The following is a 26250-nucleotide window of genomic DNA, read 5'->3' as shown; positions in this document are numbered from 1 at the left end:
ACGATAGCTTGCAGCGTGTTCGTCTGGGGGGACTTGATCCAGATCAGCCTAGGCACGGTTCGGCCGCTCTCCACCCTGTGTGCCCCAGTCATACCGGGACGGGGTGCCAGGCGCCTTCAAGGCAGGCCGCAATCGGCCTTGGCAAAGCGCTCGCTGGTAACCGGGCGATTGCTCTGGTATTCGCTGAACTGGTAGCGCAGCACCGCACCCTGGGCCAGCAGGCGGCGGAACCCGGTATTGCGGCACACGCTGTCGGCCAGCTGCGCCCGCACCGTGTCGGGATTGCCGCGCATCTGCGCGGCATGGCGGGCGCGCACGCTGAGGTGGTTGATCAGTTCGTTGCCTTCGACCGTGTAGCCGCGATCGAGGATGTCGGCGTTGACGGCGCGCGGTGTGCCCTGGCTGCTTTGCCGGGCGACCTGTTCCAGCATCTTGGTTAGCTCATGGTTGTTGAGCGAGGCGGCCTGGGTGCCGAAGGGCAGGAGCAGGGCGAGGGTCAGGGCGGTAGGGCGCAGCATCGGGGGGCTCCGGAAAGGGGACGAGGGTTGGACCGGCAGGGGCTGGCAGAGGTTCAGCCACGGCGCCTTCAGTCGTGCGATGCACGCCGATGAGCGGTGGCTTTGCTAGACTGCCGCGCCCGTCGGACCAGGATCAAGTATGGCGTCCTTTAGATGTTCCCAGGCGTTGCCGCGATGAGCCACGCCGTTGCCCGTTTGCGCGCCGCTCGGATCGCGCGCAGCGTCAAACCCTTCGTGGCACGCGGTTCCCGCGCGGTGCGCTGCTCGAGTTGCCGGCTGATTCCGAGCCACTGCATCTGCGCCTGGCGGCCACGAGTCGAGGCGCAGTCGGCCGTGTGCCTGCTGATGCACGATGTCGAGGCGCTCAAGCCGAGCAACACCGGCTGGCTGATCGCCGATGTGGTGGCCGATACCACGGCCTTCGGCTGGTTGCGCACCGAGGTCGATCCGGCCCTGCCGGCTCTGCTGAGCGAGCCGCATTGGCAGCCCTATCTGGTCTTCCCCGGTGAGTATGCCGCACCGGAGCGGGTGACCGGCGAGGTCGAGGTGACGTCGGGCAAGCGGCCGCTGTTCGTGCTGCTCGATGCGACCTGGACCGAGGCGCGCAAGATGTTCCGCAAGAGCCCCTACCTCGACAGCCTGCCGGTACTGAGCTTCAAGCCGGAGCAGTTGTCGCGCTATCGCTTGCGCCGTTCCACCCGGGGCGACCACCTATGCACCGCCGAGGTAGCCGCCCTCTGCCTCGAGCTGGCCGGCGACCGGCGCGCCGGCGAGGCGCTGGGCGCCTATCTGGATGTGTTCAGCCAGCATTATCTGGCGGCTAAGAGGCAGCGCGCGATTGATGCCGATGACCCACTGCATCGGCGCTTGCGGGCGTTTCTGTGAGGGGCGGCGACTTTCTCGGCCACAACTGCGCCAGCAGCATGCCGCCGAACATCAGGGCGCAGCCGAAATAGCCGCGTAACTCGAGCGATTCGCCGAGCATCAGGGCGCCGGCGATGGCGGCGAATACCGCCTCCAGGGAGAGGATGATCGCCGCGTGGGAGGCGATCGCGTGCTTTTGCGCCACCACCTGCAGGGTGAAGCCGATCGCCACGCCGAACAGGCCGCCGTAGAGGATCGCCGGCCCGGCGGCGATGATGCCGTCCAGGTGAATTTCCTCGAACAGCACCGCCAGCAGCAGGCTGATCAGCGCGCAGGTGACGAACTGCACGACGGCCAGGCGCAGCGGGTCGTGCCGCCCGGCAAAGAAGCCGACCAGCAGCACATGGACCCCCCAGACGCAGGCGCCGGCCAGTTGCAGCCAGTCGCCGGAGGCGACCTGGAAGCCCTCGCCGACGCTCAGCAGGAACATGCCGACCACCGCCAGGCAGGCGCCCAGCCAGATGCCCAGGCCGGTCTTGTGGCCGATCAGCAGGCCGAGCAGCGGTACTATGATCACGTACAGGCCAGTGATGAAGCCGGAGTTGGTCACGCTGGTGAACAGCAGGCCGACCTGCTGCAGGTTGATGCCCAGGGCCAGCGCCAGGCCCATCAGCCCGCCGCCGAGCAGTAGCTGGCGATTCACGGGGGGCAACGGAGCGCTGCGCGAAAGTCGTTGCAGCACCGGCAGCAGGGGCAAGAGGACCAGGGCGGCCAGGGCGAAACGCAGGCCGCTGTAGAGGAAGGGGCCTACTGCGTCCATGCCCAGGCGTTGCGCGACGAAGGCCGAGCCCCAGATCATGGCGGTCAGCAGCATCAACAGGTCGGCGCGCAGGGCGTGGCTTCGCATGGCAGGGGTCTCGCTGGGCAAAGCCCCAGACTGTGCCGCAAAGCGTCGCGCTTGACCACCCCGGCATCGCTCGGCATGCTGGGCGCCGCCTCAGGCGCCGGAGTGACCTGGCCACTGCCGTGTGGCACTGACCTAGGCTTGTCTCCTGACCGTCGCGTGTGCGTCTGTGACAGGCGCCGCCGTGGGGACTCACATAACAAGAACAGGATCTGCCGATGGCCACCTATGAAATCCTGATAGCCGACGATCATCCGTTGTTCCGCAGCGCCCTGCAGCAGGCGCTGACCCTGGGTCTGGGGCCGGAGGTGCGGCTGGTGGAGGCCGCCAGCATCGCCGAACTGGAAGCGTGCCTGGCGACCAAGGCCGACTGGGACCTGGTACTGCTCGATCTGAATATGCCCGGCGCCTACGGCTTCTCCGGCCTGGTGTTGCTGCGCGGACAGTACCCGCAGGTCCCCGTGGTGATGATCTCGGCCCAGGAGGACGCCGCCGTGGTGGCGCGTTCGCGGGAGTTCGGCGCCAGCGGCTTTATCCCCAAGTCCAGTCCCCTGGAGACTATCCAGCAGGCGGTGCGTCAAGTGCTCGACGGCGATGTCTGGTGGCCACCGCAGTCCGAGGAGGCGGCGGCCGTTTCGGCCGAGGCCAAGGCCGCCAGCGAGGGGCTGGCCAGTCTGACGCCCCAGCAGTTCCGGGTGTTGACCATGGTCTGCGAGGGGCTGCTGAACAAACAGATCGCCTACGAGTTGAGCGTCTCCGAGGCCACCGTGAAGGCCCATGTCACGGCGATCTTCCGCAAGCTCGGGGTGCGCACCCGCACCCAGGCGGCGTTGCTGCTGCAGCAGCTGGAATCCATCCCGAGCGGTGCTCCCGGCTAGGCCAGACTGGGCAGGACGATCTCGTCGCTGCGCCTGACCCCGGCGGTCAGGGCGCGGCACAGCTCGAGGAATTCGCGCATGGCGGCGGTCTGGTACTTCTGCTTGTGCCAGATGAAGTAGAACTGCCGGCGCAGGTCCAGGCTCGGCGTTTCTACGGGCACCAGGCTGCCGCGGCGAAAGGCGTCGCGCAGGGCCAGGCGCGAGATGCAGCCGATGCCCAGACCCGACTCCACGGCGCGCTTGATCGCTTCGGTATGCTCCAGTTCCAGGCGGATATTCAGCGTACCTGGCCGGTGGCGCATGGCCTGATCGAAGGTCAGGCGGGTGCCGGAGCCCTGCTCGCGGAGAATCCAGGCCTCGTGCGCCAGTTCCTCCAGACTCGCCTCGCGGCGTTGCGCCAGGGGATGTTGCGGCGCGCAGAACACCACCAGCTCGTCCTCGACCCAGGGCTGAACCTCGATATCCGGGTGCTGGCAGTCGCCTTCGATCAATCCCAGGTCCAGCTCGTAGTGAGCGATCTGCTGCACCACGTGGACGGTGTTGTGTACCTGCAGGGCCACCCGGCACTCGGGGTGACGCTGCATGAAACTGCCGATCAGCAGGGTGGCCAGGTAGTTGCCGACGGTCAGGGTCGCACCGACATTCAGCGAGCCGAAGCCGCTCTTGCCGGCCAGCAGGCGTTCGATCTCCTTGGCCTGGTCGAGTAGGGCCACCGCCTCGGGCAGCAGCTGGCGGCCGAGGGCATTGAGACGCAGGCGCTTGCCGGAACGGTCGAACAGCTGGCAGTCGGACTGGCGTTCCAGCTCGCTCAGCGAGGTGCTGGTGGCCGACTGCGACAGGGCCAGTGCCTCGGCTGCACGGGAGACGCTTTCCTGTTGGGCGGCGATGACGAATACCTGGAGTTGTCTGAGAGTAAATCGCATATCTATATAACCGATAACCTATATCTTAATAATCCACTTAACAGATATTCTGCGCCCGCCTAAAATCCGCGGCAATCACACCCGCCGGGTGTCGGCGATTTTTCGAGGAAGTCAGCATGAGTAACCTGAACGTCGAGCGCGTGCTCAGCGTCCATCATTGGAATGACACCCTGTTCAGCTTCAAGACCACCCGCAATGCGGGCCTGCGGTTCGAGAACGGTCAGTTCGTGATGATCGGCCTGCAGCAGGACAACGGTCGCCCGCTGATGCGTGCCTACTCGATCGCCAGCCCGAACTACGAGGATCACCTGGAGTTCTTCAGCATCAAGGTGGCCGACGGCCCGCTGACGTCCAAGCTGCAACACCTCAAGCCGGGCGACGAGCTGATGGTCAGCCGCAAGCCCACCGGGACCCTGCTGCTGGACGACCTGCTGCCGGGCAAGCACCTCTACCTGCTCAGCACCGGCACCGGCCTGGCCCCCTTCATGAGCGTGATCCAGGACCCGGAGACCTACGAGCGCTACGAGAAGGTGGTGCTGGTGCACGGCGTGCGCTACGTCAACGAGGTGGCTTATCGCGAGTTCATCACCGAGCATCTGCCGCAGAACGAGTACTTCGGCGACGCCCTGAAGAGCAAGCTGATCTACTACCCGACCGTGACCCGCGAGGAGTTCGAGAACCAGGGCCGGCTGACCGACCTGATGCGCAGCGGCAAACTGTTCCGCGATATCGGCCTGCCGCCGATCAACCCGCAGGACGACCGCGCGATGATCTGCGGCAGCCCGAGCATGCTCGACGAGACCAGCGCCGTGCTGGACGGCTTCGGCCTGAAGATCTCGCCGCGGCTGGGCGAGCCGGGCGACTACCTGATCGAGCGCGCCTTCGTCGAGAAGTAAGGCCGACGCGTTCCACCCACTAAAAGGCTCGCTTCGGCGAGCTTTTTAGTGGGTGCTGTATTCGTTCGACCTATGACCCGCTCAGCGCCGTAGCGGCCTCTGGAGCGATCTGCACGGCGTTGCCGCCGCGCTTTTTCGCCTGGTACATGGCGTTGTCGGCGTATTGCAGCAGTTGCTGCGTGTCGCCCGCGTGGTGCGGATAGAGCGCCACGCCGATGCTGGGGGGGACGTACAGGCTATGTTCGTCCAGCTCGAAGGGGGGGGTGAGGGCCAGGCGGATCTTCTCGGCCACCGCCATGACCTGCTCCGGCGAGTGGATTTCCTCGAGCAGCACCACGAACTCATCACCGCCCAGGCGGGCGGCCGTATCCGTTTGCCGAATGCACGATTGCAGGCGCAGGGCGACCTGTTGCAGCAGTCGGTCGCCGACGGCGTGACCGTGGTTGTCGTTGACCTGCTTGAACCTGTCCAGATCGAGGAACAGCAGGGCCACTTGCGCCTGGTCGCGACGCGCCCGGGCCAGAGCGAGATGCACGCGGTCGTACAGCAGGGGGCGGTTGGGCAGCCGCGTGAGCGGATCGTATTGCGCCATGAACTGCAGGCGGCCGAGCATCTTCTGGTGCTCGATGGCGGCCGCCACCTGGGTCGAGACGTACTGCAGCAGCTCCTGATCCCGTTCGCCGTAGCGCATGCCCGGGTCACGGCTCTGCACGATCAGGGCACCGATGATGCCCTTGCGCGCGTTCAGCGGCACGCCCAGCCAGTGGCCTGCGTCGCCGGCGTTTTCCGGCGTCGGCGAATGCCGCAGCGTCTGTCCGTTGCAGATGATGGGGGCGCTGAGACTGAGCGGGTCCGGTTGCGGCGATGCGCTGGTCCGTGGGCATTCGCCCGCCTGGTAGGCGACGCTCAGCCGTTCATCTTGCTCGTCGCGCAGCACCACGGTGAAGTTGCTGGCCGGTAGCAGCTCGCCGATGATCCGCTGCACCCGCTGGAAAAGGCCGAGCAGATCCTCGGCGGAGTGCGCCGCCTCGGAGATGGCATAGGTGGCTGCCAGCATCGACTCGCCGCGTTTGCGCTCGGTGATGTCGCGGGCGACGGCGATGCGTACCTGCTCCTCCTCCGACCAGCGTGCCGACCACATGATGTGGGCAATCTGGCCGTCCTTGCGGACATAGCGGTTCTCGAAGTGCGGCTTGCTGTGGCCCGCCATGATCTCCCGGGCCGCCTGCAGCGTCATGGCGCGATCCTCGGGGAACACCAGGTCGATCATGGCCCGGCCGAGCAGCTCCTCGGGGGCATAGCCGAAGATGCGTTCGCAAGCGGCACTGACGAACACGAAGTGCCCTTCTCGATCGACGACGCAGATGGCATCGAGCAGGAGGTCGATGACGTTGCTGCTCGGCAAGTAAGGCGGTTTCTTCATTGCGCAACCATCGCGTTCTGACTGCTGGGCATCGGCACGGGGCCTGCGCACAGGCGCGTGATGTTTAGAGCAACCTTAGACGCCGGCCGCTGGCTGTGGAAGCAATACTTCTCGCGAGGCGTGCGCAGAGCGAGCTGGGCCCCGGCAGTGCCCTGCAATCCGTCACATGGGGGCTGGTGCCGGGCGGCAACGGCCCGAGGGCAGAGGCCGTCGCGTAAACGGGGGCCTATGAGCTGAAATGCTGGCCGGAAACTGCCGGGTGGTAGATCGGCTGCACCTTGTTGCCGGCCGGGTCGAGCAGGTGGAAGCTGCGCGCGCCGTCGCCATGGTCGAAGGGACGGTCCAGCAGGGGCACGCCCCGGTCCTTGAGGTACAGGTACCAGGCCTCCAGCTCTTCGATGCTGTCGACGATGAAGCCGAAGTGGTCCATCGCCTGCGGGCCCTGGCTGTCGCCACGGGCGCGGCCGAGGGAGAGGTTGTCGTTGCCGCAGGTCAGGTAGACCAGGTCAGGACTGGCGCGATGCAGCACCTGCATGCCGAGGATATCGACGTAGAAACGTTCGCAGGCTTCCAGGTCGCGCACCTGCAGGGCCAGATGGCGCAGGCCGTTGAGGCGTCCGGGGCGTTCGAGCATTTATCTGTACTCCAATTTGTATACAATAAATTGCCAATATAAGACAAAAAGGATGCGACAGTGTACTGCCTATTGCTCAAGACCCGACTCAAGCCCGGCTGCTTCGATGCCTTCATGGCGGCCATGGGCGTCAACGCGGCGGCCTCGGTGCGTGACGAGCCGGGCTGCCTGGCCTTCGACCTGCTGCGTGACCGCAGCGATCCCCACCTGGTCTGGCTCTATGAGGTCTACCTCGACGAGGCGGCGTTCGAGGCGCATATGCAGAGCGCGCACTTCCTCGCCAGCCGGCCGCTGGTCGAGCCGCTGATCCTCAGCCAGGAGGCCATCGAGGGGGATGTGCTGGCGCTCAACCCGAGGCGTTGAGCCGTTGGGCTACTCGCTCGCAGCGGGAGCGATCACTTCCAGCACGCGAATACGCCCGGGCTCGGGGTAATGCCAGCGTACGTCGACATCCCAGAAGGCGGCACCGTAACGCCGCTGCGGTGGCGGCACCTGATAGGCGGGGCGGGGGTCCTGGGCCAGGCACTGCTCGATCAACTCGACCAGCGGCTCACCCAGGCGCTGGCCGTGCGCACGGGCCTGGAGCAGCGCCGACTCCTGCCAGTCGACGGTAATGGGCTGGGGCGCGCTGTCGGCGATGGCGTTGACGGCCTCGCCGACGCAGTCGGCATAGGGCACGTAGGGCTTGATATCCAATATCGGCGTGCCGTCCAGCAGATCGATGCCCGAGAGCCAGAGGCGGCCCGGCTCGACCCGGTCCAGCTTGACCACCGACTGGCCGATGCCGTTGGGCCTGTGGGTGGCGCGGCTGGCGAACACGCCGAGCGACTGATTGCCGCCCAGGCGCGGTGGGCGTACCTTCAGCCGCGGCTTGTCTTCCAGTGCTTGGTGGAACAGGAACAGCAGCCAGACATGGCTGACCCGCTCCAGGCCTTGCACCGCCTCGCCCTGGTCGAAGGGCGGCAGCAGTTCCAGAACCCCGCGGGCGGCCGGCGCCAGCTGCGGCTGGCGCGGGATGGCGAACTTCTCCTTGAAGCAGGAACGCAGGAAACCTATGGGCGATACGGTGTAGGACATGGGCGGGGGGTCGAAGGCGGGGGTGCCCATCTTACCTGCTGCGCGCCGTGACCTTAAGCACCGGCTAAGCGAGCAGTAGCGCCGCGCCGGCGGCGAGCATCAGCAGCCCGGCGCATCGCCCCAGCCAGAGGCCCTGGGGCAGGGTCTTTTCCAGCAGCACATAGACGCCGATCGCCGCCACCCACAGCAGGTTCATCACCCCTACCACGAACAACAGGCCCATCAGCGCCCAGCAACAGCCCAGGCAATAGGCGGCATGGGCCAGGCCCATGCGCCAGCCGCCGGCGATGCCGGGCCGCCAATGACCCATGAGAAACAGCACCGGGCCGCGGCAGTGGGCCAGGCAGGCGGCCTTGCTCGGCAACCACTGGTAGATGCCGGCAGTCAGCAGCAGCGCGGCGCCGAGCCAGCGGCTGTTGCTGCGCAGTTGCGGGTCGAGCAGGGCGAGCTGCTCCAGGCTCCATTGCAGGGCGGTGGCGAGCAGGCCGAAGGCGCCCCACAGCAGCAGATAGGCCAGGCCGAACAGCAGCAGGGCCAGCTGGCGCGCCGGCGGGTCCAGGTACTTGCGCAGCATCTGCTGGTACAGCAGGAACATCGGCAGGGCGCTGGGCAGCATCATGCCGATCATCATCACCGCCCACATGGCCAACATCAGCAGGGCATCGTTGGGGCCCCAGGGCGTCGGGCTCACGCTCACGCTCATGGCGGCCATGCCCGCCATCGAGGCCATGCCCGCCATCGAGGCCATGTCTGCGGCCATGCGCAGCAGTATCGCCCAGGCCAGGGCCGTCAGCGCCAGCAGGCACAGTAGGCTGAGCCACTGTTCGCGCTGCAGTGGCCAATGGGGCAAGCGCCGTCGCAGCGCTTCGCCGGGCGCCTCGGGCCGGCCGCATGCTTTCAGCGCACCACTCCCTGCCCGGTGAAGTGCAGGCGGGCGAAGTGGCTGTGACCTTGCTGCGATTGGATCTCGATCGCGCCCTGGGTGCGGTAGCTGCCGCTGGCCATCTGCGCCTCGGTGAACTCGAATCCGTTGGGCAGTACCAGGCGGGCCTCCTGGGGCTGGCCGCTGACCGGGTTGCGGATGGGTTCGCCCCAGGCCTCCAGCACCCCGGGAATGCGGGTGCGCGCCTCGCGCTTGTCGACGTCGACGCTGAATTCGATGGGCACGAACTGCGGTTCGTACAGCTCGCCGAGGGTGCTGGCGAATACCGAGAAGACCGTGGCGCCGGGCTCGGTGTCCTCGCCGCTGAGAATCCGCAGCAACGCCTCGCGTTGCTCGGCTGTGGCCCGTTCCTCGATAAACAGCTGGCAGCGGCCATTGCCCTCGTGGATGGCCTTGGGCCAGGCGAAGGTGCCGACCCAGCACAGACCGTCGAGCTTGACGTCTTCGTAGTGCCCCTGGTCGATACGCATCGACACCACGGCCTCGCATTTGCCGTGGCTGGGCAATGCGCTGAATTGGCAGGGGCAGCCCCAGTTGCAGTTGCAGGTAGCAAATTCGACGCCCTGCATGCGCCAGTCAGCCATGCTCATGGCTGTCCTCCTTGCCGTATCGAGCGGCTCGAGGTGCGATGAACCCCATCTAGAAGGTTAGCAACGGCGCAGCGGCAGGCAGGTGGGGCGGACTAACGGGCGTCCGCCCGCGGGGCCGGGATGGGGGTTCAGCCGCGCAGGCGCAGGGTCAGGCCCCGGAGGAAATTGCGCAGGAACTGGTCGCCGCAGGGGCGGTAGTTGCTGTGACCGGCCTTGCGGAACAGCGCGCTCATCTCCGGCTTGGACACCGGACAGTCGACGCTCTGCATGATCGCGTGCATGTCGTCCTCCTTCAGCTCGAAGGCCACCCGCAGCTTCTTCAGCACCATGTTGTTGGTCACCGGCAGCTCGAAGGGCTGCGGCGGGCGGCTGTCGTCCTTGCCGCGCTTGAAGTACACCAGGCCGTCGAGGAAATGCGCCATCAGTTCGTCGTCGCAGGCCTGAAAGCCTTCCTCGTCGTCCTTCTTCAGCACGGCGCTGACCTGGCTCGCGGCGACCTGCAGGCCGCCGAGCTGGATGATATCGGCCATCTGCGCGTCGCCGAGGTCGAGGCTGTAGCGCAGGCTGCGCAGTACATCGTTGTTGAGCATGGGGACATCCTGGGAAATATGAGGGAGCCGCCGCGCTCTGCGCAGCGGCGGCGAAAGCGCGGTGTCTAGAAGCGTTCCTTGGCGGCCAGGTAGCGCCACTGGCCGGCGGGCACCTTGGCCATCGGCACGCCGCCGATGCGGATGCGTTTGAGCCCCAGCACCTTGAGGCCGACGCTGTTGCACATGAACACGATCTGCCCGGGCTGGGGGTTCTTCAGGGCGAAGCGCAGGCGGGTCTCGCTTTGCCAGCTGACCTTGCAGGGCGGCAGCGGCGCGCCGTTGAAGCTCAGGCCGTGATTGAGGCGCTTGAGCTCGGCGGCGCTGAGCTGGCCATCGACTTCGACCACGTACTCCTGCTCGAGCTTGCTCAGGTCTTCCCGGAGCTTGCGCTCGACGCGCCAGTCCTGGGTCAGCACGTGCAGTCCGTCGGCGCCGGCCTGCAGCGGGATGCAGGGTGTCAGACGGGCGAAATGGCCCTTCAGCGGGCGCAGGCCGGAGGCATCGTCCGGCCAGTGATTGGCCACGCCGAGCGTCTCGACGGCACTCGCCGGGGCATGACCGGGGGGCACATGCAGCAGCAGGGTGGCCGGCTCCAGTGGCGCGGCGACGGCATCCGGGAGCAGTTCGATTTGCTGGTCCAGCACCTTGAACTGCGGCTCGTCCACCACCTGGCCGTCGACCAGCACCCAGCCGCCCTGGATATACAGCTCGGCCTCGCGGCGCGAGCAGCCGACCAGTTCGATCAGGCGCTTGGACAGGCGAATGGGGTCGGTCATGGCAGGCTCGGCGGCAAGGGGAGGGCGGCCATTGTAACCGCCCGGGGCGGCGGCACGCGGATAAAAAAACCGCTCCGAGGAGCGGTTTTCTGACTGCCGGCCGGTTCAGCCGCCGAGGTAGGCGTCGCGTACCTTGGGGTTGGTCAGCAGCTCCTGACCGCTGCCCTGCATGACGATCCGCCCGTTCTCCAGCACATAGCCGCGATCGGCCAGTTTGAGCGCCTGGTTAGCGTTCTGTTCGACCAGGAAGATGGTCACGCCGTCCTTGCGCAGCTGTTCGATGATGTCGAAGATCTGCTGGATGATGATCGGAGCCAGGCCCAGGGAGGGCTCGTCGAGCAGCAGCAGCTTGGGCGTGCTCATCAGCGCGCGGCCGATGGCGAGCATCTGCTGCTCGCCGCCGGACATGGTGCCGGCACGCTGGTTGAGGCGCTCCTTCAGGCGTGGGAACAGGTGCAGGACCTTGTCCATCTGCTCGCGGAACTCGTCCTTGGCGGTGAAGAAGCCGCCCATCACCAGATTCTCCTCGACGGTCAGGCGGGCGAACACCCGGCGGCCCTCGGGGACGATGGCGATGCTCTTGCGCATGATGTCGGGAGTGTCCTGGCCGACCAGCTCCTCGCCCTGGTAGCGGATGCTGCCGCTGGTGGCCTGGGGGTTGCCGCACAGGGTCATCAGCAGGGTCGACTTGCCGGCGCCGTTGGCGCCGATCAGGGTGACGATCTCGCCCTGGCGCACCTCGACGCTGACGTCGTGCAGGGCCTGGATCTTGCCGTAGAAGGTGGAAACCTTGTCGAAACTCAGCATGCTTACGCCTCCCCCAGATAGGCTTTGATCACGTCGGGGTTGTCGCGGATCTGCTCCGGCGTGCCGTCGGCCAGGGGGGTGCCCTGGTTGATCACATAGATATGGTCGGAAATGCTCATGACCAGCTTCATGTCGTGCTCGATCAGCAGCACGGTGACGTTGTGCTGGTTACGCAGCAGGCCGATCAGGGCCTTGAGGTCGTCGGTCTCCTTGGGGTTGAGGCCGGCCGCCGGCTCGTCGAGCATGAGGATGCGCGGGCGCGTCATCATGCAACGGGCGATCTCCAGGCGGCGCTGCTGACCGTAGGCCAGGGTGCCGGCCGGACGATTGGCGAACTCGGTCAGGTTGACCTGTTCCAGCCAGTGCGCGGCGTACTCCATGGCCTGGCGCTCGCTCCTGCGGAAGCTCGGGGTCTTCAGCAGGCCGGCGAGGAAGTTGGTGTTGAGGTGGCGGTGCTGGGCCACCAGCAGGTTCTCCACCGCGGTCATTTCCTTGAACAGGCGCACGTTCTGGAAGGTACGCACCACGCCCTTGTGGGCGATCTTGTGGCCCGGCAGGCCCTCGATCTGCTCGCCGTTCAGGCGGATGCTGCCGCTGGTGGGCTGGTAGAAACCGGTCAGGCAGTTGAATACGGTGGTCTTGCCGGCGCCGTTCGGGCCGATCATCGACACGACCTGCTTCTCGTCGACTTTCAGGCCCACCCCGTTGACGGCCAGCAGGCCGCCGAAGCGCATGGACAGGCCGCTTACTTCTAGGATCGGGCGGCTCATGGTTTCAGCTCCAGGTGCGGGCGCTGCATGGGCAACAGCCCCTGCGGACGCCAGATCATCATCAGTACCATCAGCGCGCCGAACATCAGCATGCGGTACTCGTTGAACTCGCGGGCCAGTTCCGGCAGCAGGATCATCACCACCGCGGCGAGGATGATCCCCAGCTGCGAGCCCATGCCGCCCAGCACGACGATGGCGAGGATGATCGCCGACTCGATGAAGGTGAAGGACTCCGGGGTCACCAGGCCCTGGCGGGCGGCGAAGAAGCTGCCGGCGAAACCGGCGAAGCAGGCGCCCAGGGTGAAGGCCGAGAGTTTGATCACGGTGGGGTTCATGCCCAGGGCGCGGCAGGCGATCTCGTCTTCGCGCAGGGCCTCCCAGGCGCGGCCGATCGGCATGCGCAGCAGGCGGTTGATCACGAACAGGGTGAGCAGCACCAGCAGCAGGGCGATCAGGTAGAGGAAGATCACCTTGTTGATCGACTGGTAGGCAACTCCGAAGAACTCATGGAAGGTCTGCAGGCCCTCTTCGGCGCGGCGCTCGAAGGACAGGCCGAACAGGGTCGGCTTGTCGATGTTGCTGATACCGTTGGGGCCGCCGGTCAGCTCGGTCATGTTGCGCAGCAGGATGCGGATGATCTCGCCGAAGCCGAGGGTGACGATGGCCAGGTAGTCGCCGCGCAGACGCAGCACCGGGAAGCCGAGGATGAAGCCGAAGAACGCCGCCATCAGGCCGGCGATCGGCAGGCACACCCAGAAGCCCAGGCCGTAGTAGTGCGACAGCAGCGCATAGCTGTAGGCACCCACCGCGTAGAAGCCGACGTAGCCCAGGTCGAGCAGGCCGGCCAGGCCCACGACGATGTTCAGGCCGAGGCCGAGCATCACGTAGATCAGGATCAGCGTGGCGATGTCCACCGCGCCGCGGCTGCCGAAGAACGGCCAGGCCAGGGCGACCAGGACCAGGGCGAGCACCGCCCAGCGTTGCGTAGCCGGTTGGGTGAGGAAGTCGCTGGCCTGGCTAGGAACCTTCGGCAGGCTGGGTGCGCTGGACCAGGCGGTGCCGATCCGGTCGCGCAGCAGCTGCCAGAAGAACATGGCAATGGCGCAGGCGGCGATGGTCCAGAGCACGGCCGGACTGGCGCCCTGCACCTGCAGGCTGATGCCCACGGTGGTCAGCTTCAGGCCGATCACCGGATAGGCCACGGCGACTACCAGCAGGGCGCTGAAGAACGCGGTCTTGAGGTTACTGCGAATAGACGGGTTCATACCTTTTCAACCTCCGGACGGCCGAGGATACCGGTCGGGCGGAACAGCAGGACCAGCACCAGTAGGCTGAAGGCCACCACGTCCTTGTACTGGTCGCCGAAGATATCGGCGCCGAAGGCTTCGGCCACGCCCAGCACCAGGCCGCCGAGCATGGCCCCGGGGATGCTGCCGATGCCGCCGAGTACCGCGGCGGTGAAGGCCTTGATGCCGGCGAGGAAGCCCAGGTGCGGGTTGATCACGCCGTATTGCATGCCCAGCAGCACCGCGGCCACGGCGGCCAGGGCGGCGCCGATGACGAAGGTCAGGGCGATGATGTTGTTGGTATTGATGCCCAGCAGGTTGGCCATCTTCAGATCTTCGGCACTGGCGCGGCAGGCGCGGCCGAGGCGCGAGCGGGCGATAAACAGGGTCAGGCCGACCATCGCCAGGAAGGTGACGACGAAGATCAGCACCTGGGTATAGGAGATCACCACGCCGTTCATGGTGCTTTCACCGAACACGAAGTTGCCCGGCAGCGGGTTGGGGATGGCCTTGTCCTTGGAGTCCTGGGCCAGCAATACCTCGTTCTGCAGGAAGATCGACATGCCGATCGCCGAGATCAGCGGGATCAGGCGGTTGCCGCCGCGCAGCGGACGGTAGGCGACCCGTTCGATGCTGTAGCCGTAGGCGCTGCAGACGATGATGCTGGCGGCGAAGCCGGCGATCATGACCAGTGGCAGGCTGTCCAGGCCGAACATGGCGAGGGCGGTGATGGCGATGAAGGCTACGTACGAGCCGATCATGTAAACCTCGCCGTGGGCGAAGTTGATCATGCCGATGATGCCGTAGACCATGGTGTAGCCGATGGCGATCAGGGCATAGGTGCTGCCAACGGTCAGGCCGTTAACCAGCTGTTGCAGGTAGTGATAAAGATCAGGCATTGCCTAACTCCTGGGTCAGCACGCACGGCGGCGCTTGTGGCGCAGCATGAGACCGGAATTCTTCTAATAAACAAAACCCACTGCGGTTGCAGTGGGCTTTGGGTTCAGGCGGGACGCTTACTTGGCTTCGGACTTGGTGCCGTCCTGGTGCCATTCGTAGACCACGAAGCTGAAGTCCTTCAGGTCACCCTTCTCGTCGAAGGCCAGGGTGCCGGTCGGGGTGTCGAAGCTGTTGGCGCGCAGGGCTGCGGCGACCTTGGCGGTGTCGGTGTCGCCGGCCTTCGCGATGCCTTCGGCGATGACCTGCACGGCGGCATAGGCCGGGAACACGAACGGACCGGTCGGGTCCTGGTTCTTGGCCTTGAAGGCCTCGACCAGCGCCTGGTTCTTCGGATCCTGGTCGAAGGACTTCGGCAGGGTCACCAGCAGGCCCTCGGAGGCCGGGCCGGCGATGGCGGAGATTTCCTTGTTACCCACGCCTTCCGGACCCATGAACTTGGCCTTCAGGCCCTTCTCGGACGACTGGCGCAGCAGCAGGCCCAGCTCGGGGTGGTAGCCGCCGTAGTAGACGAAGTCCACGTTGGCCTGCTTGAGCTTGGAGATCATGGCCGAGAAGTCCTTGTCGCCGGCGTTGATGCCTTCGAACAGGGCGACCTTCACGCCCTTGCCTTCCAGGGTCTGCTTGACCGCGGTGGCAATGCCTTCGCCGTATTGCTGCTTGTCGTGGATGACCGCGACGCTCTTCGGCTTGATGTGGTCGGCGATGAAGTTGCCGGCGGTCGGGCCCTGCAGGCTGTCCAGGCCGATGGTGCGGAACACCAGCTCGTAGCCGCGGGAGGTGATGTCCGGGCTGGTGGAGGCCGGGGTGATCATCAGGATGCCTTCGTCTTCGTAGATGTCGGACGCCGGCTGAGTGGAGCTGGAGCACAGGTGGCCAATGACGAAGCTGACCTCGTCGTTGACAATCTTGTTGGCCACGGCCACGGCCTGCTTCGGATCGCAGGCGTCGTCGTACTTGATGCCTTCGAGCATCGCGCCGTTCACCCCGCCGGCCTTGTTGATCTGCTCGATGGCCATCTCGGCGCCGATGAACTGCATCTCGCCGTACTGGGCGACGGCGCCGGTAACCGGACCGGCCATGCCGATCTTGATGGTGTCGGCCGCTACCGAGTAGCTGGCAACGCCGGCCATGGCCATGGCGGCAAACAGTTTGGAAATCTGCTTAGTAGCCTTGTTCATAGTGCTCCACTCTTATGGTTCTTCATTGTTGTAGTTCTGGCGGCCAAAGCTGCAGAACCGGGTTGTTTCCCCGGCTGTACCCCCGGCAACTGTACCGGCGCAGTGTAGAGCGCCGGTTCGCGCCTTGAAAAGCTGGCTGCTGGGGACAAAACAGCAGGGTGTCGCTTAAGTGCAAGGAATGTATAGAAAAGCGGCGTGCCTCGACAGCCTCGGCCAACGTCCGGCGCGCTTGCCTGAGCGGTGACCGGCGCTATCATGGCCGCCGACTGAAATCCGGCTTCCACGACAGGCACACCATGACTGAACAACCTAGCACCCTATATGCCAAGCTGCTTGGAGAAACGGCTCCTATTCGTTGGCAGGAGCTGCAGCCTTTCTTCGCGCGAGGCGCGCTGCTGTGGGTCGAAGGGGCCCAGGACCTGGTCGCAGTGGCCGAGGCCGTGGCCGAGAATGACCAGGCCCGAGTCGCCGGCTGGTTGCAGGGCGGCCTGCTGCGCAAGGTCGACGATGGTCTCGCCGCGGATCTGCTGGCTCGGGACCCGCAGCTCTGGGCCGTGGTCGTGGCCCCCTGGGTACTGGTGCAGGAGCGCGCCGAACGCCCGGCCTGAGCCCGCGCAGCGGACGGACTGGGCGGCAGGCTGGGCGGCGAGCGACTATGCTCGATGCTGATTCGCAGGAGGAGCGTCGCCATGTTCGAGCCGGGCCATTTGCACCGCGTCAACCCGGTCGCCACCCCCGATCAGCCGGCGTACAGCATCGACCTGTACTACGAGGTACGTCAGGACCCGGTCGAGGGGCCGATGCTGCAGATGCGCATGCACGGCGAGGTGGCCGGCAAGGCCTTCGAGGAAGCGTTCGAACTGCATCGCGACACGGCGTTCAACTTCGCCAGTGTCGCCAGTCGCATCGCCCGCAAGCATGGGCTGCCGTCCGATACCAGTCTGCTGCTGCGCAACCATCAGGAATACGACCAGATGTTCGCCGATATCCGGGCCAAGCTCGGCAGCCATGCCGGCGACCCGGTCGACCTCGACCATCTGGAAAAGGACGGGCTCTAGGCGCTGACCCAGCGCTGGCGCGCCCAGTTGCTCAAGGCGTCGACGCCCAGCACCAGAATCAGCATGGCCAGAATCACGCTCGCCGCCCGGGCTTCCTGAAACAGGCTGAGGTGGACATAGAGCATCTGGCCCAGGCCGCCGGCGCCGACGAAGCCCAGCACGCTGGCCATGCGGATGTTGTTTTCCCAGCGATACAGCGAATAGGCCAGCAGTTGCGGCCAGAGGCTGGGCAGGGTGCCGTAGCAGAAGGCCACGAGCGACCCGCCGCCGCCCAGGCGAATGGCCTCGGCCGGTGCGTTCGGGGTGTTCTCCAGGGCCTCGGCGAACAACCGGCCGAGCACGCCGGCGGTGTGCAGGGCCAGGGCCAGGGTGCCGGCATTCGGCCCCAGGCCGGCTGCCAGCACCACCAGGGCCGCCCAGACCAGCTCCGGGACCGCGCGCAGGGCATTGAGCAGCAGGCGCGCAACGCTGTGCGCCAACCAGCCCAGGCGCCCGGCGGCCGGCAAGGCGAGCAGCAGGCCGAGCGCTACCGCCAGCAGGGTGCCGACGGCCGACATGGCCAGGGTCTCGATGGCGCCACGGCCGATGGCCCGTAGGTGCTCGGCGGAGAAGTCGGGGTGAAGGAAGGCGCCGGCGTATCCGCCCATCTGGTTCAGGCTGTCGGTGGCAAACAGGTTCGAGAGATCGATGTTCAGGTAGAGGAACGAGGCCGGCACCGCCGCCGCCAAAGTCAGCAGCAGCGCGATATTGACCAGTCGCCGGGATGCCGAACCTCTCACAGCAGCCTCCCGCGCAGCAGGCGACTGAGCTGGTCGGCCAGCAGCACCAGGACCAGGAAGCACAGCAGCATGCTCGCCACCTCGGCACCGGCGAACATGCGCATCGACAGGTCGATCTGCTGGCCCAGGCCGCCGGCCCCGACGAAGCCCATCACCACCGAGGCGCGGATCGCGCACTCCCAGCGATAGACCGTGTAGGAGAGCATCTCCGCCGCCGCCGCAGGCAGCACGCCATAGGCGAAGGCGGCCAGGCGCGGGCTGCCGGCGACCAGCAGGGCGCGACTGGGGCGCGGGTCGACCGACTCGAAGATCTCCGCATAGACCTTGCCGAGCATGCCGCTGTAGGTGATGGCGATGGCCAATACCCCGGCGGTGGGGCCCAGGCCGACGGCGCGCACGAACAGCAGCGCCCAGACGATCTCCGGCACGCTGCGCAGCAGGATCAGCGCCGCGCGCACCGGCCAGCGCAGGGCCTGCGCCCACCAGGCCGGGCGACCGCCACGGTGCAGCGCCGACAGCGACAGGGCGCGGCTGGCCAGCAGCGCGCCGGGCACCGCCAGCAGCAGGGCCAGGGCCATGCCGGCCGTGGCAATGGCCAGGGTTTCCAGGGTGGCGCGGCCGAGCAGACGAAGGAACTCGCCGTCATGGGCCGGTGGCCAGAAGTCGCCGAGGAAGCGGCCCATGTTCGCGGCATTATCGTCGTCGAACAGTATCCCCAGGTCCAACTCGCTGATGCTCAAGCCGGGCCACAGCAGCAACAGGGCGAGCAGGGTCAGTGCCAGGCGCGGCAGGGCGGCCGGGTCGCGGGGACTCGGGTTCAGCATCGTGGAATCTGCACGCTCGGCTGCGGCGGCGTTGGCGAGGCGGGCGTGGCCTGCAGCTGTTCGTTGGCGTACAGGGCGTCCAGCTGGGCCGGCTGGATCGCCGCCGGCGGCAGGTCGAAGACGATCCGACCGTCGCGCAGGCCGATGATCCGCGGAAAGTGCGCCAGGGCCAGATCCACCGCGTGCAGGCTGGCCAGCAGGGTCATGCCGCGGCTGGCCGCCTCGTGGTTGAGCACGCTCAGGGTATGCCCGGCGAGCAGGGGGTCCATGGCCGACACCGGTTCGTCGGCGAGGATCAGTTCGGGCGCCTGGTACAGCACCCGGGCGATGCCGACGCGCTGCAGCTGGCCACCGGACAGCTGGTCGCAGCGTTCGAAGAGTTTGTTGCCCAGGTCGAGGCGCGCCAGGGCGGTCTGGGCGCCCTGGATGTCGACCGGGTGCAGCAGGCTGAGCAGGCTCCTGCCCAACGACCACTGGCCCAGCCGGCCGGCCAGCACCGCGGTGACCACGCGCTGGCGCGGCGGCAGGGGCGGCGCCTGGTGGATCAGGCCGATGCGCGCGCGCAGGCGTTGGCGCTGGCGGGCACCGAGCAGCCAGGGCTGCTGCTCGAGCAGGCTGAGCCGGCCGCCGCTGGGGCGCAGGCTGGTGGCGAGCAGGCGCAGCAGGCTGGTCTTGCCCGCTCCGGAGGGGCCGATGATGGCCAGTCGTTCACCGGCGCGGACCTGCAGGTCGATATGGCTGAGGGCGACCCGACCGTTGGCGTGGGCCAGGCCCACGCCTTCGAGGCTCAGGCTCACTGCAACAGGCCGGCCGCGCGGGCTGCTTCCTCGATGCCTTGGTAGTTCTCGGCCTTGGTCTCGATGAAGCGGCTGGCCGCCTGCAGGTCGAGGATGGCCTTGTGCTCCGGGTTGGCCGGGTCGAGGGCGAGGAAGGCGGCCTTGAGCTTGTCGCGCAGGGCCGGGTCGAGGTTGCCGCGCACCGTCCAGTTGTAGTCGTAGTAGGGCGGGGTGGTGGCGATCACCCGGACCTTGTCGGTGTCGACCTTGCCGGCGGCGACCAGCTTGTCCCACACCGAGGCGTTGAGCACGCCGCCGTCGGCCTTGCCGGCCTGGACCCAGGCGGCGGTGGCGTCGTGGGCGCCGGAATAGGCGATGCGGCTGAAGAAGTCTTCCGGCTTGATGCCGTCCTTGAGCATGAAGTAACGCGGCATCAGGCTGCCGGAGGTGGAGGACACCGAGCCGAAGGCGAAGGTCTTGCCCTTGAGATCCTGCAGCGAATTCACCGCCGGGTCGGCGCTGATGATCTTGCTGGTGAACTTCTCGTCTTCGGCGCGCTGCACCAGGGGAGTGGCGTCGCCAGTCTTCAGCCGGGCCTGGACGAAGGTGAAGCCACCCAGCCAGGCCAGGTCGATGCGATCGGCGGCGAGGGCCTCGACCACCGCGGCGTAGTCGGTCACCGGGACGAACTCGACCGGCATGCCCAGCTGCTGCTCGAGGTAGGCACCCAGGGGTTGGAACTTGCGCAGTAGTTCGGTGGGGGCCTCGTCGGGGATGGCCGAGACCTTGAGGACCTCGGCGGCCTGGGCGAAGAGGGCGGAAACGGACAGGGCGAGGCCGGCGACCAGCGCCAGGGAGTGCTTGAGCTTCATGGGTTCTCCGGTTCAATAGCGGGGAAAGCGGGCGGATTATAGGGACAAGTGCGATTCTTCGCAGCTTCCAAGAACTGACTTCGCGGTTAACATGGAGCTTTTCCGGGACTTCCAAGGAGCTTCTGCATGACCGCCTCGCTGCCTGCCATCGCCTTCGCCGGCATCGGCCTGATGGGCTTGCCCATGACCCGCCGGCTGCTCGCCGCCGGCTACCCGCTGAGGGTCTGGAACCGTTCGCCGGACAAGTGCGCGCCGCTGCAGGAGCAGGGCGCGGGCCTGGCGCAGGCCCCTGCGCAGCTGTGTGACGGTGTCGAGGTGGTGCTGCTGTGCCTGGCCGATACCGCGGTGGTGCGCGAGGTGGTGTTCGGCCCCGGCGGCATAGTCGAGGGCGCCAGGCCGGGGCAGCTGCTGGTGGACCTGTCCAGCCTGGAGCCGGCGGCAACCCGCGAGATGGCGGCCGAGCTGGAGGCGCGCACGGGCATGCGCTGGGTGGATGCGCCGGTCTCCGGTGGCACCGCGGGGGCCGAGGCTGGCAGTCTGGCGATCATGGCCGGCGGCCGCGAGGCGGATGTCGAGCGGGTGCGGCCGATTCTCGGCCACCTGGGGCAGCGCCTGACACGTATGGGCGAGGTGGGCGCCGGCCAGGTGACCAAGGCGTGCAACCAGATGCTGGTCGCCTGCAATGCCCTGGTGATCGCCGAGGCGGTGGCCCTGGCCGAGCGCGCCGGGGTCGATGCCGGGCTGATCGCCCAGGCCCTGGCCGGTGGTTTCGCCGATTCCAAGCCGCTGCAGATTCTCGCCCCGCAGATGGCCGCCAGCCAGTTCGAGCCGGTCAAGTGGCACGTGCGCACTCTGCTCAAGGACCTCGACACGGCGGTCAGGCTGAGCGGCGAGACCGGCTCGGCGGCGCCGCTCAGCGGCCTGGCCGCGCAGCTGATGCGCCTGCACGGCAGCCAGGGCAACCTGGAGCGCGACCCGGCGACCCTGGTCGAGCTGTATCGGGCGGGCCGGACATGAAGATCGCCGCCAACCTGTCGCTGCTGTTCGCCGAACTGCCGCTGCGCGAGCGCATCGCCGCCGCCGCCGCGGCCGGTTTCGACGGCGTGGAGATCCAGTTCCCCTACGAGCTGCCGGCCATCGCCCTGAAGGAGGCGCTGGAACGCGCCGGCCTGCCCCTGGTGCTGATCAACCTGCCGGCCGGCGACCTGATGGGCGGTGGCGTCGGCCTGGCCGCGGTACCGGCGCGCCAGGGCGAGTTCGCCGCGGCGCTGCAGCAGGCGCTGAGTTACGCGGCCATGACCCGGCCGAGCTGGGTCAACGTGCTGCCGGGGCGATTGGCCGAAGGGGTCGCTCGAGAGCAGGCGCTCCAGACCCTGGTCGGCAATCTGCGGCGGGCCGCCGAGGCCTTCCAGCTACTGGGCATCGGGGTGTTGGTGGAGGCGATCAATCCCCTGGACATGCCGGGTTTCCTGATCAATACGCCGCAGCAGCTAGACGAGCTGCTGGGGGCAGTCGATCACCCCAACTGCCTGGCCCAGTACGACCTTTACCACATGGCCCGCCAGAGCATCGATCCGGTCGCGGGGATCGAGCGGCTGGCCGGGCGCATCGGTCATGTGCAGTTCGCCGACTGCCCGGGACGCGGCGCGCCGGGCAGCGGGCAGCTGGACTTCGCCCCGGCGCTGGCGGCCCTGCGGGCCACCGGCTATCGCGGCTGGCTGGGGGCGGAGTACCGGCCGGGGGAAGAGGGGACGCGGGCGGGATTGGGCTGGTTGGCCGGGTGGCGTGCCAGTGCCTGAGTCCGCGGCGTCCTGCCCTACGGCAGGGGTTGTGGTATCGGCGGGGCGTAGCATTCGATGCGGTTGCGGCCGCTCTGCTTGGCCAGGTAGAGCGCCTGGTCGGCGCATTGCACCCATTCACGCAGGTTCTGCCCTGGTTGCCATTGGGCTACGCCGAAGCTTGCGGTGACGACGATCTGTCCGGTCACCGGGGCGCCGGCCACAGGGTTGCCTGCCACAGGATTGCCTGCCACCAGGATGCGCAGTTTCTCCGCCATCACCACCGCGTGTTCGAGGTCGGCATGGGGCATGAGGATGATGAACTCCTCGCCGCCCCAGCGGCACAGGCAGTCCGAGTCCCTCAGTTGCGCCTTGATCCTGTGGGCGACCTCGCGGAGCACCTGATCGCCGACTTCGTGGCCGTGCTGGTCGTTGATGGCCTTGAAGCGATCGATGTCGAAGAAGATCAGGCACAGTGGCAGGTCGTAGCGTTCGGCACGCTTGATCTCGTTCTGCGCGACTTCCTCGAGTCTCAGGCGCGTCCAGAGGCCGGTCAGGCGGTCGGTGCTGGCCAGGTGTTCCAGTTTCAGGTTGCTGTTGCGCAACTCCTGCTCGGCCTGCCGCCTGGCCGCGATTTCCAGGCGCAGGCGCTTGGTCAGGTGGGCGAAGCGCAGGGCCACGGCGCCGAGCAGCAGCAGCGCCAGGGTGGCGCCGCCGACCACCTGGTAAAGCAGGCGGTGATCGGTGTGCGCCTGACCCCGGTAGACGAAGCCGCCCAGGTTGCTGGTGTCCTTGGCCATGCCCAGTTCGACGTAGCTGTCGGCGATGGTTTGCCAGCGTCCGGGGTTCATATGCCCGAGCTGAACCAGCTCGGGCATGATCAGTTTCTTCAGCTCCTGTGCCTCGAAGCGCAGGTGCTCCAGGGACTTGCCGGGGGCATAACGGCGATGGATCAGCTGCACGCTTTCCTCGAGGTTGTCCAACGCATACTGCCAGCCCCTGAGACTGGCCCGGACGAAGGCCTCCACCTGTTCCGGACGCTCGTCCAGCAGGGCTTCGCGCGTGGCCAGGACATCGTTGTAGAAGTTGACGCCGTATTCGTGCGGATTGATCAGGCGATAGTCGATCTGCCGCTGCTGCAGCCAGAACGGCTCGTTGGCGGTGTAGCCGTTGTAGGCGTCGGTGCGACCGTCGACCAGGTCCTGGGGATCGAAACTGGGAGGGCTGACTTGCAGGCGGTCGAGGTCGAGGCCTTCGCGCAGCAGGGTGAGGCGCAACTCGGCGCTTTCCGGCGGGTCGAGCAGCATCACCCGCTTGCCGGCCAGGTCCTGGGGGGCGTAGATGTCCGAGTCGGCGCGGACTATCCACACCACCGGCGAGCGCTGCATGATCGCCGCCAGCGCCACCACCGGCTGGCCCTGCATGCGTGCGATGACCAGGCCGCTATTGGCGATGGCGAAATCGACCTCGCCGGCGAGCAGGGCCTCTATGGGCTTGGCGGCCTGGGGGCCACCCGGGAGGATGTCCACGTCCAGCCCCGCCTGGCGATAGAAACCCTTCTCCAGGGCCATGTAGTAGCCGGCGAACTGGAACTGATGCAGCCAGCGCAGTTGCAGGCGCACCTTGTCCGCCGCCAGGGCCTCGGCCGGCCACAGCAGTTGTGCGACGAGCAGGCCCAACCCCATCCATAGCGAGCCACGGGCCGGGTTGACAGGAGGGCAGGTAGGCTGGCTGACAAAGGGTACTGACATGAAGGCCCGTCGCCGAAGTGGCTTTTTGATATCTGTTATGAACATGGACAGCGAACGTCATCGCGTCAACAGGTAATTGATCAGCGACAGTTCGACAGTCGGGGTAGCGGTTCGCCGCTGGTCGGCTGCTGGTGCAGGAATTCCAGGAGCTGCAGCAGCGGCAGCGGTTGGCTGAGCAGGTAGCCTTGCAGGTAGTCGCAGCCGTGCTCGCGCAGGAAGGCCAATTGCTGAGGGGTCTCGACACCCTCGGCGACCACCTTGAGATGCAGGGTGTGGGCCATGCCGATGACGGCCTGGATGATCTCCATGTCTTGGCGCGAAGTGGGGACGTCCTGGATGAAGGATCGGTCGATCTTCAGCGTATCGAGGGGCAGGCGCTTGAGGTAGGCCAGGGACGAGTAGCCGGTGCCGAAGTCGTCGATGGACAGGCTGACGCCCAGTTCGCGCATCTGCTGCAGCAGGTCGGCGGCCAGGTTGATGTTGCCCATCAGGGCGTTCTCGGTCACCTCCAGCTCCAGGCGCTGCGCGGCTACCCCGGAGCTGGCGAGAGCGTCACGCACTTCCTGCGGCAGGTCCGTGCGGCCCAGGTTGAGCGCCGAGCAGTTCACCGCGACCCGCAGTTGCGGATAGCCGGTCTCGGCCAACAGGCGCAGGTCGCGACAGGCGCGGTGCAGTACCCAGGCGTCGAGCTCGGCGATAAAGCCATTGGCTTCGGCGATGCCGATGAAGCGCTCCGGCGAGAGCAGGCCGTGTTGCGGATGCTGCCAGCGGACCAGTGCCTCGAGCTTGCTCACCTGGCCGGAGTCGAGGTCGAGAATCGGCTGGTAATGGAGCAGCAGGCCACGGTCCTGTTGCAGGGCGTTACGCAGTTCCTCCTCCAGCTGCAGTTCGAAGCTGGCCTTGGTCTTGAGCGGCGTGCTGAAGAACTGGGCGTTGTTGCGGCCGCTGCCCTTGGATTGGTACAGCGCCAGGTCGGCATGCTTGATCAGCTCCTCGCAGCTTTCCCCGTCCTTGGGGAACAGGCTGATGCCGATGCTGGACGTCATCACGATGCTGCGCCCATCGAGGACGACGGGCTCCTTGATGCGCAGCAGCAGACGTTGCGCCAGGTGCCGGGCTTCTTCGTTGTCGATCAGGCTGGCGACTACGCAGAACTCGTCGCCGCCGAAGCGGGCAATCACGTCCTTGTCCCGCAGGACGCCGTTGATCCGCTCGGCCAGCACCCTGAGCATCTCGTCGCCGGCGGCGTGGCCGAGGCTGTCGTTGATGCGCTTGAAGTGATCGATGTCGAGAAACATGACCGCCAGCGGCGTGCCCTGTTGCCGGTGCGCCTGGATCTTCTCGCCGAGGGCCTCGTCCAGGCCCTGGCGATTGAGCAGCTCGGTCAGCGAGTCGAACTGGGCGACCTGCTGCAGCGAGGCGCGGGCCAGGTCGAGCTGGCTGATCAGGGTGCTGACCTGCAGTTGCTCGCGGACCTTGTGTTCCTGCGCCCTGTCCCCCCAGGCCGCCCAGAGGCCGATGCCCAGGCTGAGCAGGGTGACGCAGCCGACGAGCAGCGCCAATTGCCCGCCGTCGGCTGCACTTTGCGTGAGCAGGGCGGTGCCCATGGGGACCGCGAGGGTCAGCGCCGCCAATCCGGCGACGTGCGCCAGGGTGATGGCCAGGCCCAGCAGCAGCGCGACGGCGCCCTGGCGCTGCGCGTGGCGTTCGGCGCTGCGCAGCTCGAGCAGGAAGGCGGCGAAGGCACAGGCGACGGGCAGGGCGACCGACAGCATCAGCAGCCAGGGTTGCCAGTAGCTGCTGGCGCCGGAGCGCATCGCACTCATGCCGCCGTAGCGCATGGCCACGATGGCCAGGCCGAAGCACAGCGCCACCTGTGCGCACAGTCGGAGGCTCCGTGGCTTGCGCACCAGCAGGTGCAGCGTCAGCAGGGCGGGCACGAAGCCGCACAGCAGCGCGGCCAGGGTCGTCGGCAGGTCGTGGCGAATGGCGACCTGGGTCTGGTAGGCCAGCATGACGATGAAGTACGCCGACCAGATGCCGCCGGACAGGCTCAGGGCCCCCATCCAGCACCAGAGATTACGGGTGCCGGGGCGCTGGCAGCGGCGGGCCCGCTCGGCCATCTCCAGGCCGGCATAGGCGGCGGCGCAGGCGATCACGCAGGCCAGCAGGATAAGCCAGGGGGAGTAGGAGGGCTCGAGGAGCAACTGCCCGCCTGATGGCAGCGCGGAGGTGAAACGAAGGTATAGCCAATCCATAGCCGGCACTCTCCCTTGTCCAATCGACGAGGTGATCGCGATATGCCGTCAGTATAGTGAGGGAGTCTGTCCGACGAGCGGTAATGGCGTCGTAGTGGTGAGTTTTTGGCAATGACCCTTATTGCCATTGGCTCCAA

General features: G+C 66.9%; 29 protein-coding genes. 8 read left to right on the top strand and 21 right to left on the bottom strand.

All coding sequences use genetic code 11. The features are described from left to right. Window positions 1–116: 116 nt before the first annotated feature. A complete protein-coding gene (locus tag SBP02_RS14690) occupies window positions 117–518 on the bottom strand; it encodes a quorum-sensing-regulated virulence factor family protein (RefSeq protein ID WP_318642850.1) in 402 nt (133 codons plus the stop codon). 174 nt (window positions 519–692) lie between these two features. On the opposite strand from SBP02_RS14690, the gene SBP02_RS14685 reads away from it, so the two are divergent. Beyond that, on the top strand, window positions 693–1403 hold the full coding sequence (locus tag SBP02_RS14685; RefSeq protein WP_318642848.1) for a tRNA-uridine aminocarboxypropyltransferase: 711 nt from the start codon (window positions 693–695) through the stop codon (window positions 1401–1403). Here SBP02_RS14685 and SBP02_RS14680 read toward each other — a convergent pair. Beyond that, window positions 1339–2289 carry a DMT family transporter gene (locus SBP02_RS14680; protein WP_318642846.1) on the bottom strand — a complete coding sequence of 317 codons (951 nt, stop codon included), beginning with the start codon at window positions 2287–2289 and terminating at the stop codon, window positions 1339–1341. The genes SBP02_RS14685 and SBP02_RS14680 overlap by 65 nt on opposite strands. Window positions 2290–2504: 215 nt before the next feature. Here SBP02_RS14680 and erdR point away from each other — a divergent pair, with 215 nt between their 5' ends. Next, window positions 2505–3164 carry a response regulator transcription factor ErdR gene (gene erdR, locus SBP02_RS14675; RefSeq protein WP_318642844.1) on the top strand — a complete coding sequence of 220 codons (660 nt, stop codon included), beginning with the start codon at window positions 2505–2507 and terminating at the stop codon, window positions 3162–3164. Here erdR and SBP02_RS14670 read toward each other — a convergent pair. Further along, the gene (locus SBP02_RS14670) at window positions 3161–4087 is read right to left on the bottom strand and encodes a LysR family transcriptional regulator (protein ID WP_318642842.1); all 927 of its coding nucleotides are present in this window, start codon (window positions 4085–4087) and stop codon (window positions 3161–3163) included. The genes erdR and SBP02_RS14670 overlap by 4 nt on opposite strands. A gap of 116 nt (window positions 4088–4203) precedes the next feature. Between SBP02_RS14670 and fpr the strand changes: the two genes are divergently transcribed. Further along, entirely contained in the window at window positions 4204–4983 is a 780-nt protein-coding gene (gene fpr / locus SBP02_RS14665; RefSeq protein WP_213640814.1) for a ferredoxin--NADP reductase, read from the top strand. A gap of 70 nt (window positions 4984–5053) precedes the next feature. Here fpr and SBP02_RS14660 read toward each other — a convergent pair whose 3' ends face one another. Together SBP02_RS14660 and SBP02_RS14655 are read right to left on the bottom strand one after the other, a co-directional pair. After that, window positions 5054–6406 carry a diguanylate cyclase domain-containing protein gene (locus SBP02_RS14660; protein WP_318642840.1) on the bottom strand — a complete coding sequence of 451 codons (1353 nt, stop codon included), beginning with the start codon at window positions 6404–6406 and terminating at the stop codon, window positions 5054–5056. A 226-nt stretch (window positions 6407–6632) separates the two neighbouring features. Further along, on the bottom strand, window positions 6633–7040 hold the full coding sequence (locus SBP02_RS14655; protein WP_318642839.1) for a VOC family protein: 408 nt from the start codon (window positions 7038–7040) through the stop codon (window positions 6633–6635). A 60-nt stretch (window positions 7041–7100) separates the two neighbouring features. Here SBP02_RS14655 and SBP02_RS14650 point away from each other — a divergent pair, with 60 nt between their 5' ends. Further along, window positions 7101–7403 carry a putative quinol monooxygenase gene (locus tag SBP02_RS14650; RefSeq protein WP_318642838.1) on the top strand — a complete coding sequence of 101 codons (303 nt, stop codon included), beginning with the start codon at window positions 7101–7103 and terminating at the stop codon, window positions 7401–7403. Between the two features lie 9 nt (window positions 7404–7412). Here the strand turns inward: SBP02_RS14650 and tsaA are convergent, their stop codons facing one another. From tsaA to SBP02_RS14600, 10 genes are all read right to left on the bottom strand, one after another. Next, complete coding sequence (gene tsaA / locus SBP02_RS14645) at window positions 7413–8117, bottom strand: tRNA (N6-threonylcarbamoyladenosine(37)-N6)-methyltransferase TrmO (protein ID WP_318646347.1); 705 nt, start codon at window positions 8115–8117, stop codon at window positions 7413–7415. 64 nt (window positions 8118–8181) lie between these two features. Beyond that, the gene (locus SBP02_RS14640; RefSeq protein ID WP_318642837.1) at window positions 8182–8967 is read right to left on the bottom strand and encodes a DUF2182 domain-containing protein; all 786 of its coding nucleotides are present in this window, start codon (window positions 8965–8967) and stop codon (window positions 8182–8184) included. 47 nt (window positions 8968–9014) lie between these two features. After that, window positions 9015–9650, bottom strand: coding sequence for a DUF1326 domain-containing protein (locus SBP02_RS14635; protein WP_318642836.1), 636 nt, complete (start codon window positions 9648–9650; stop codon window positions 9015–9017). A 128-nt stretch (window positions 9651–9778) separates the two neighbouring features. Next, a complete protein-coding gene (locus SBP02_RS14630; RefSeq protein ID WP_318642834.1) occupies window positions 9779–10240 on the bottom strand; it encodes a YehS family protein in 462 nt (153 codons plus the stop codon). Between the two features lie 65 nt (window positions 10241–10305). Further along, window positions 10306–11016 (bottom strand): rRNA pseudouridine synthase, encoded by a 711-nt coding sequence (locus SBP02_RS14625; protein WP_318642832.1) that lies wholly within the window; start codon window positions 11014–11016, stop codon window positions 10306–10308. Between the two features lie 105 nt (window positions 11017–11121). Beyond that, on the bottom strand, window positions 11122–11823 hold the full coding sequence (locus tag SBP02_RS14620; protein ID WP_318642830.1) for an ABC transporter ATP-binding protein: 702 nt from the start codon (window positions 11821–11823) through the stop codon (window positions 11122–11124). Between the two features lie 2 nt (window positions 11824–11825). Next, window positions 11826–12593, bottom strand: coding sequence for a high-affinity branched-chain amino acid ABC transporter ATP-binding protein LivG (gene livG, locus SBP02_RS14615; RefSeq protein WP_318642828.1), 768 nt, complete (start codon window positions 12591–12593; stop codon window positions 11826–11828). Then, a complete protein-coding gene (locus SBP02_RS14610; protein ID WP_369958941.1) occupies window positions 12590–13858 on the bottom strand; it encodes a high-affinity branched-chain amino acid ABC transporter permease LivM in 1269 nt (422 codons plus the stop codon). Before SBP02_RS14610 ends, livG begins: the two co-directional genes overlap by 4 nt. Further along, entirely contained in the window at window positions 13855–14778 is a 924-nt protein-coding gene (gene livH / locus SBP02_RS14605) for a high-affinity branched-chain amino acid ABC transporter permease LivH (protein ID WP_213640805.1), read from the bottom strand. The genes SBP02_RS14610 and livH overlap by 4 nt, the downstream gene beginning before the upstream one ends. 117 nt (window positions 14779–14895) lie before the next feature. Further along, on the bottom strand, window positions 14896–16017 hold the full coding sequence (locus SBP02_RS14600) for a branched-chain amino acid ABC transporter substrate-binding protein (protein ID WP_318642827.1): 1122 nt from the start codon (window positions 16015–16017) through the stop codon (window positions 14896–14898). Window positions 16018–16313: 296 nt separating this feature from the next. Here SBP02_RS14600 and SBP02_RS14595 point away from each other — a divergent pair, with 296 nt between their 5' ends. Both SBP02_RS14595 and SBP02_RS14590 read left to right on the top strand, forming a co-directional pair. Beyond that, complete coding sequence (locus SBP02_RS14595) at window positions 16314–16625, top strand: DUF2288 domain-containing protein (protein ID WP_318642825.1); 312 nt, start codon at window positions 16314–16316, stop codon at window positions 16623–16625. Between the two features lie 81 nt (window positions 16626–16706). Then, a complete protein-coding gene (locus SBP02_RS14590; RefSeq protein ID WP_318642823.1) occupies window positions 16707–17075 on the top strand; it encodes a DUF5064 family protein in 369 nt (122 codons plus the stop codon). Here the strand turns inward: SBP02_RS14590 and phnE are convergent. The 4 genes from phnE to SBP02_RS14570 are packed head-to-tail and all read right to left on the bottom strand — an operon-like array spanning window position 17072 to window position 20326. Next, the gene (gene phnE / locus SBP02_RS14585; protein WP_318646345.1) at window positions 17072–17830 is read right to left on the bottom strand and encodes a phosphonate ABC transporter, permease protein PhnE; all 759 of its coding nucleotides are present in this window, start codon (window positions 17828–17830) and stop codon (window positions 17072–17074) included. The two genes, SBP02_RS14590 and phnE, sit on opposite strands and share 4 nt — an antisense overlap. Before the next feature lie 20 nt (window positions 17831–17850). Further along, entirely contained in the window at window positions 17851–18678 is an 828-nt protein-coding gene (locus tag SBP02_RS14580; RefSeq protein WP_318642821.1) for a PhnE/PtxC family ABC transporter permease, read from the bottom strand. Continuing rightward, a complete protein-coding gene (locus SBP02_RS14575; protein WP_318642819.1) occupies window positions 18672–19475 on the bottom strand; it encodes a phosphonate ABC transporter ATP-binding protein in 804 nt (267 codons plus the stop codon). Before SBP02_RS14575 ends, SBP02_RS14580 begins: the two co-directional genes overlap by 7 nt. Further along, entirely contained in the window at window positions 19472–20326 is an 855-nt protein-coding gene (locus SBP02_RS14570; RefSeq protein ID WP_318642817.1) for a putative selenate ABC transporter substrate-binding protein, read from the bottom strand. Before SBP02_RS14570 ends, SBP02_RS14575 begins: the two co-directional genes overlap by 4 nt. 126 nt (window positions 20327–20452) lie before the next feature. Between SBP02_RS14570 and SBP02_RS14565 the strand changes: the two genes are divergently transcribed. Both SBP02_RS14565 and SBP02_RS14560 read left to right on the top strand, forming a co-directional pair. Further along, window positions 20453–21343 carry an NAD(P)-dependent oxidoreductase gene (locus SBP02_RS14565; protein ID WP_318642815.1) on the top strand — a complete coding sequence of 297 codons (891 nt, stop codon included), beginning with the start codon at window positions 20453–20455 and terminating at the stop codon, window positions 21341–21343. Next, window positions 21340–22125 (top strand): hydroxypyruvate isomerase family protein, encoded by a 786-nt coding sequence (locus SBP02_RS14560; RefSeq protein WP_318642813.1) that lies wholly within the window; start codon window positions 21340–21342, stop codon window positions 22123–22125. The genes SBP02_RS14565 and SBP02_RS14560 overlap by 4 nt, the downstream gene beginning before the upstream one ends. A gap of 17 nt (window positions 22126–22142) precedes the next feature. Here the strand turns inward: SBP02_RS14560 and SBP02_RS14555 are convergent, their stop codons facing one another. Then, window positions 22143–23855, bottom strand: a complete 1713-nt coding sequence (locus SBP02_RS14555) for an ABC transporter substrate-binding protein (RefSeq protein WP_318642812.1) — start codon at window positions 23853–23855, stop codon at window positions 22143–22145. Window positions 23856–23935: 80 nt separating this feature from the next. Then, window positions 23936–26062 (bottom strand): putative bifunctional diguanylate cyclase/phosphodiesterase, encoded by a 2127-nt coding sequence (locus tag SBP02_RS14550; protein ID WP_318642811.1) that lies wholly within the window; start codon window positions 26060–26062, stop codon window positions 23936–23938. Between the last annotated feature and the right edge of the window lie 188 nt (window positions 26063–26250).

The organism is Pseudomonas benzenivorans (genome assembly GCF_033547155.1).
In the GTDB taxonomy this organism is placed as follows: domain Bacteria; phylum Pseudomonadota; class Gammaproteobacteria; order Pseudomonadales; family Pseudomonadaceae; genus Aquipseudomonas; species Aquipseudomonas benzenivorans_B.
This window is presented reverse-complemented; position numbering and strand designations above follow the sequence as displayed.

Excerpts from the sequence above, each read along its gene's own strand:
- SBP02_RS14570 (WP_318642817.1), bottom strand. The coding sequence starts at position 20,326 with ATGAAGCTCAAGCACTCCCTGGCGCTGGTCGCCGGCCTCGCCCTGTCC.
- SBP02_RS14635 (WP_318642836.1), bottom strand. The coding sequence starts at position 9,650 with ATGAGCATGGCTGACTGGCGCATGCAGGGCGTCGAATTTGCTACCTGC.
- SBP02_RS14620 (WP_318642830.1), bottom strand. The coding sequence starts at position 11,823 with ATGCTGAGTTTCGACAAGGTTTCCACCTTCTACGGCAAGATCCAGGCC.
- SBP02_RS14690 (WP_318642850.1), bottom strand. The coding sequence starts at position 518 with ATGCTGCGCCCTACCGCCCTGACCCTCGCCCTGCTCCTGCCCTTCGGC.
- SBP02_RS14590 (WP_318642823.1), top strand. The coding sequence starts at position 16,707 with ATGTTCGAGCCGGGCCATTTGCACCGCGTCAACCCGGTCGCCACCCCC.
- fpr (WP_213640814.1), top strand. The coding sequence starts at position 4,204 with ATGAGTAACCTGAACGTCGAGCGCGTGCTCAGCGTCCATCATTGGAAT.
- SBP02_RS14565 (WP_318642815.1), top strand. The coding sequence starts at position 20,453 with ATGACCGCCTCGCTGCCTGCCATCGCCTTCGCCGGCATCGGCCTGATG.
- SBP02_RS14625 (WP_318642832.1), bottom strand. The coding sequence starts at position 11,016 with ATGACCGACCCCATTCGCCTGTCCAAGCGCCTGATCGAACTGGTCGGC.
- SBP02_RS14610 (WP_369958941.1), bottom strand. The coding sequence starts at position 13,858 with ATGAACCCGTCTATTCGCAGTAACCTCAAGACCGCGTTCTTCAGCGCC.
- SBP02_RS14600 (WP_318642827.1), bottom strand. The coding sequence starts at position 16,017 with ATGAACAAGGCTACTAAGCAGATTTCCAAACTGTTTGCCGCCATGGCC.
- livG (WP_318642828.1), bottom strand. The coding sequence starts at position 12,593 with ATGAGCCGCCCGATCCTAGAAGTAAGCGGCCTGTCCATGCGCTTCGGC.
- SBP02_RS14685 (WP_318642848.1), top strand. The coding sequence starts at position 693 with ATGAGCCACGCCGTTGCCCGTTTGCGCGCCGCTCGGATCGCGCGCAGC.
- tsaA (WP_318646347.1), bottom strand. The coding sequence starts at position 8,117 with ATGTCCTACACCGTATCGCCCATAGGTTTCCTGCGTTCCTGCTTCAAG.
- SBP02_RS14660 (WP_318642840.1), bottom strand. The coding sequence starts at position 6,406 with ATGAAGAAACCGCCTTACTTGCCGAGCAGCAACGTCATCGACCTCCTG.
- SBP02_RS14595 (WP_318642825.1), top strand. The coding sequence starts at position 16,314 with ATGACTGAACAACCTAGCACCCTATATGCCAAGCTGCTTGGAGAAACG.
- SBP02_RS14655 (WP_318642839.1), bottom strand. The coding sequence starts at position 7,040 with ATGCTCGAACGCCCCGGACGCCTCAACGGCCTGCGCCATCTGGCCCTG.
- SBP02_RS14560 (WP_318642813.1), top strand. The coding sequence starts at position 21,340 with ATGAAGATCGCCGCCAACCTGTCGCTGCTGTTCGCCGAACTGCCGCTG.
- SBP02_RS14670 (WP_318642842.1), bottom strand. The coding sequence starts at position 4,087 with ATGCGATTTACTCTCAGACAACTCCAGGTATTCGTCATCGCCGCCCAA.
- SBP02_RS14630 (WP_318642834.1), bottom strand. The coding sequence starts at position 10,240 with ATGCTCAACAACGATGTACTGCGCAGCCTGCGCTACAGCCTCGACCTC.
- livH (WP_213640805.1), bottom strand. The coding sequence starts at position 14,778 with ATGCCTGATCTTTATCACTACCTGCAACAGCTGGTTAACGGCCTGACC.
- SBP02_RS14680 (WP_318642846.1), bottom strand. The coding sequence starts at position 2,289 with ATGCGAAGCCACGCCCTGCGCGCCGACCTGTTGATGCTGCTGACCGCC.
- erdR (WP_318642844.1), top strand. The coding sequence starts at position 2,505 with ATGGCCACCTATGAAATCCTGATAGCCGACGATCATCCGTTGTTCCGC.
- SBP02_RS14580 (WP_318642821.1), bottom strand. The coding sequence starts at position 18,678 with ATGCTGAACCCGAGTCCCCGCGACCCGGCCGCCCTGCCGCGCCTGGCA.
- SBP02_RS14555 (WP_318642812.1), bottom strand. The coding sequence starts at position 23,855 with ATGTCAGTACCCTTTGTCAGCCAGCCTACCTGCCCTCCTGTCAACCCG.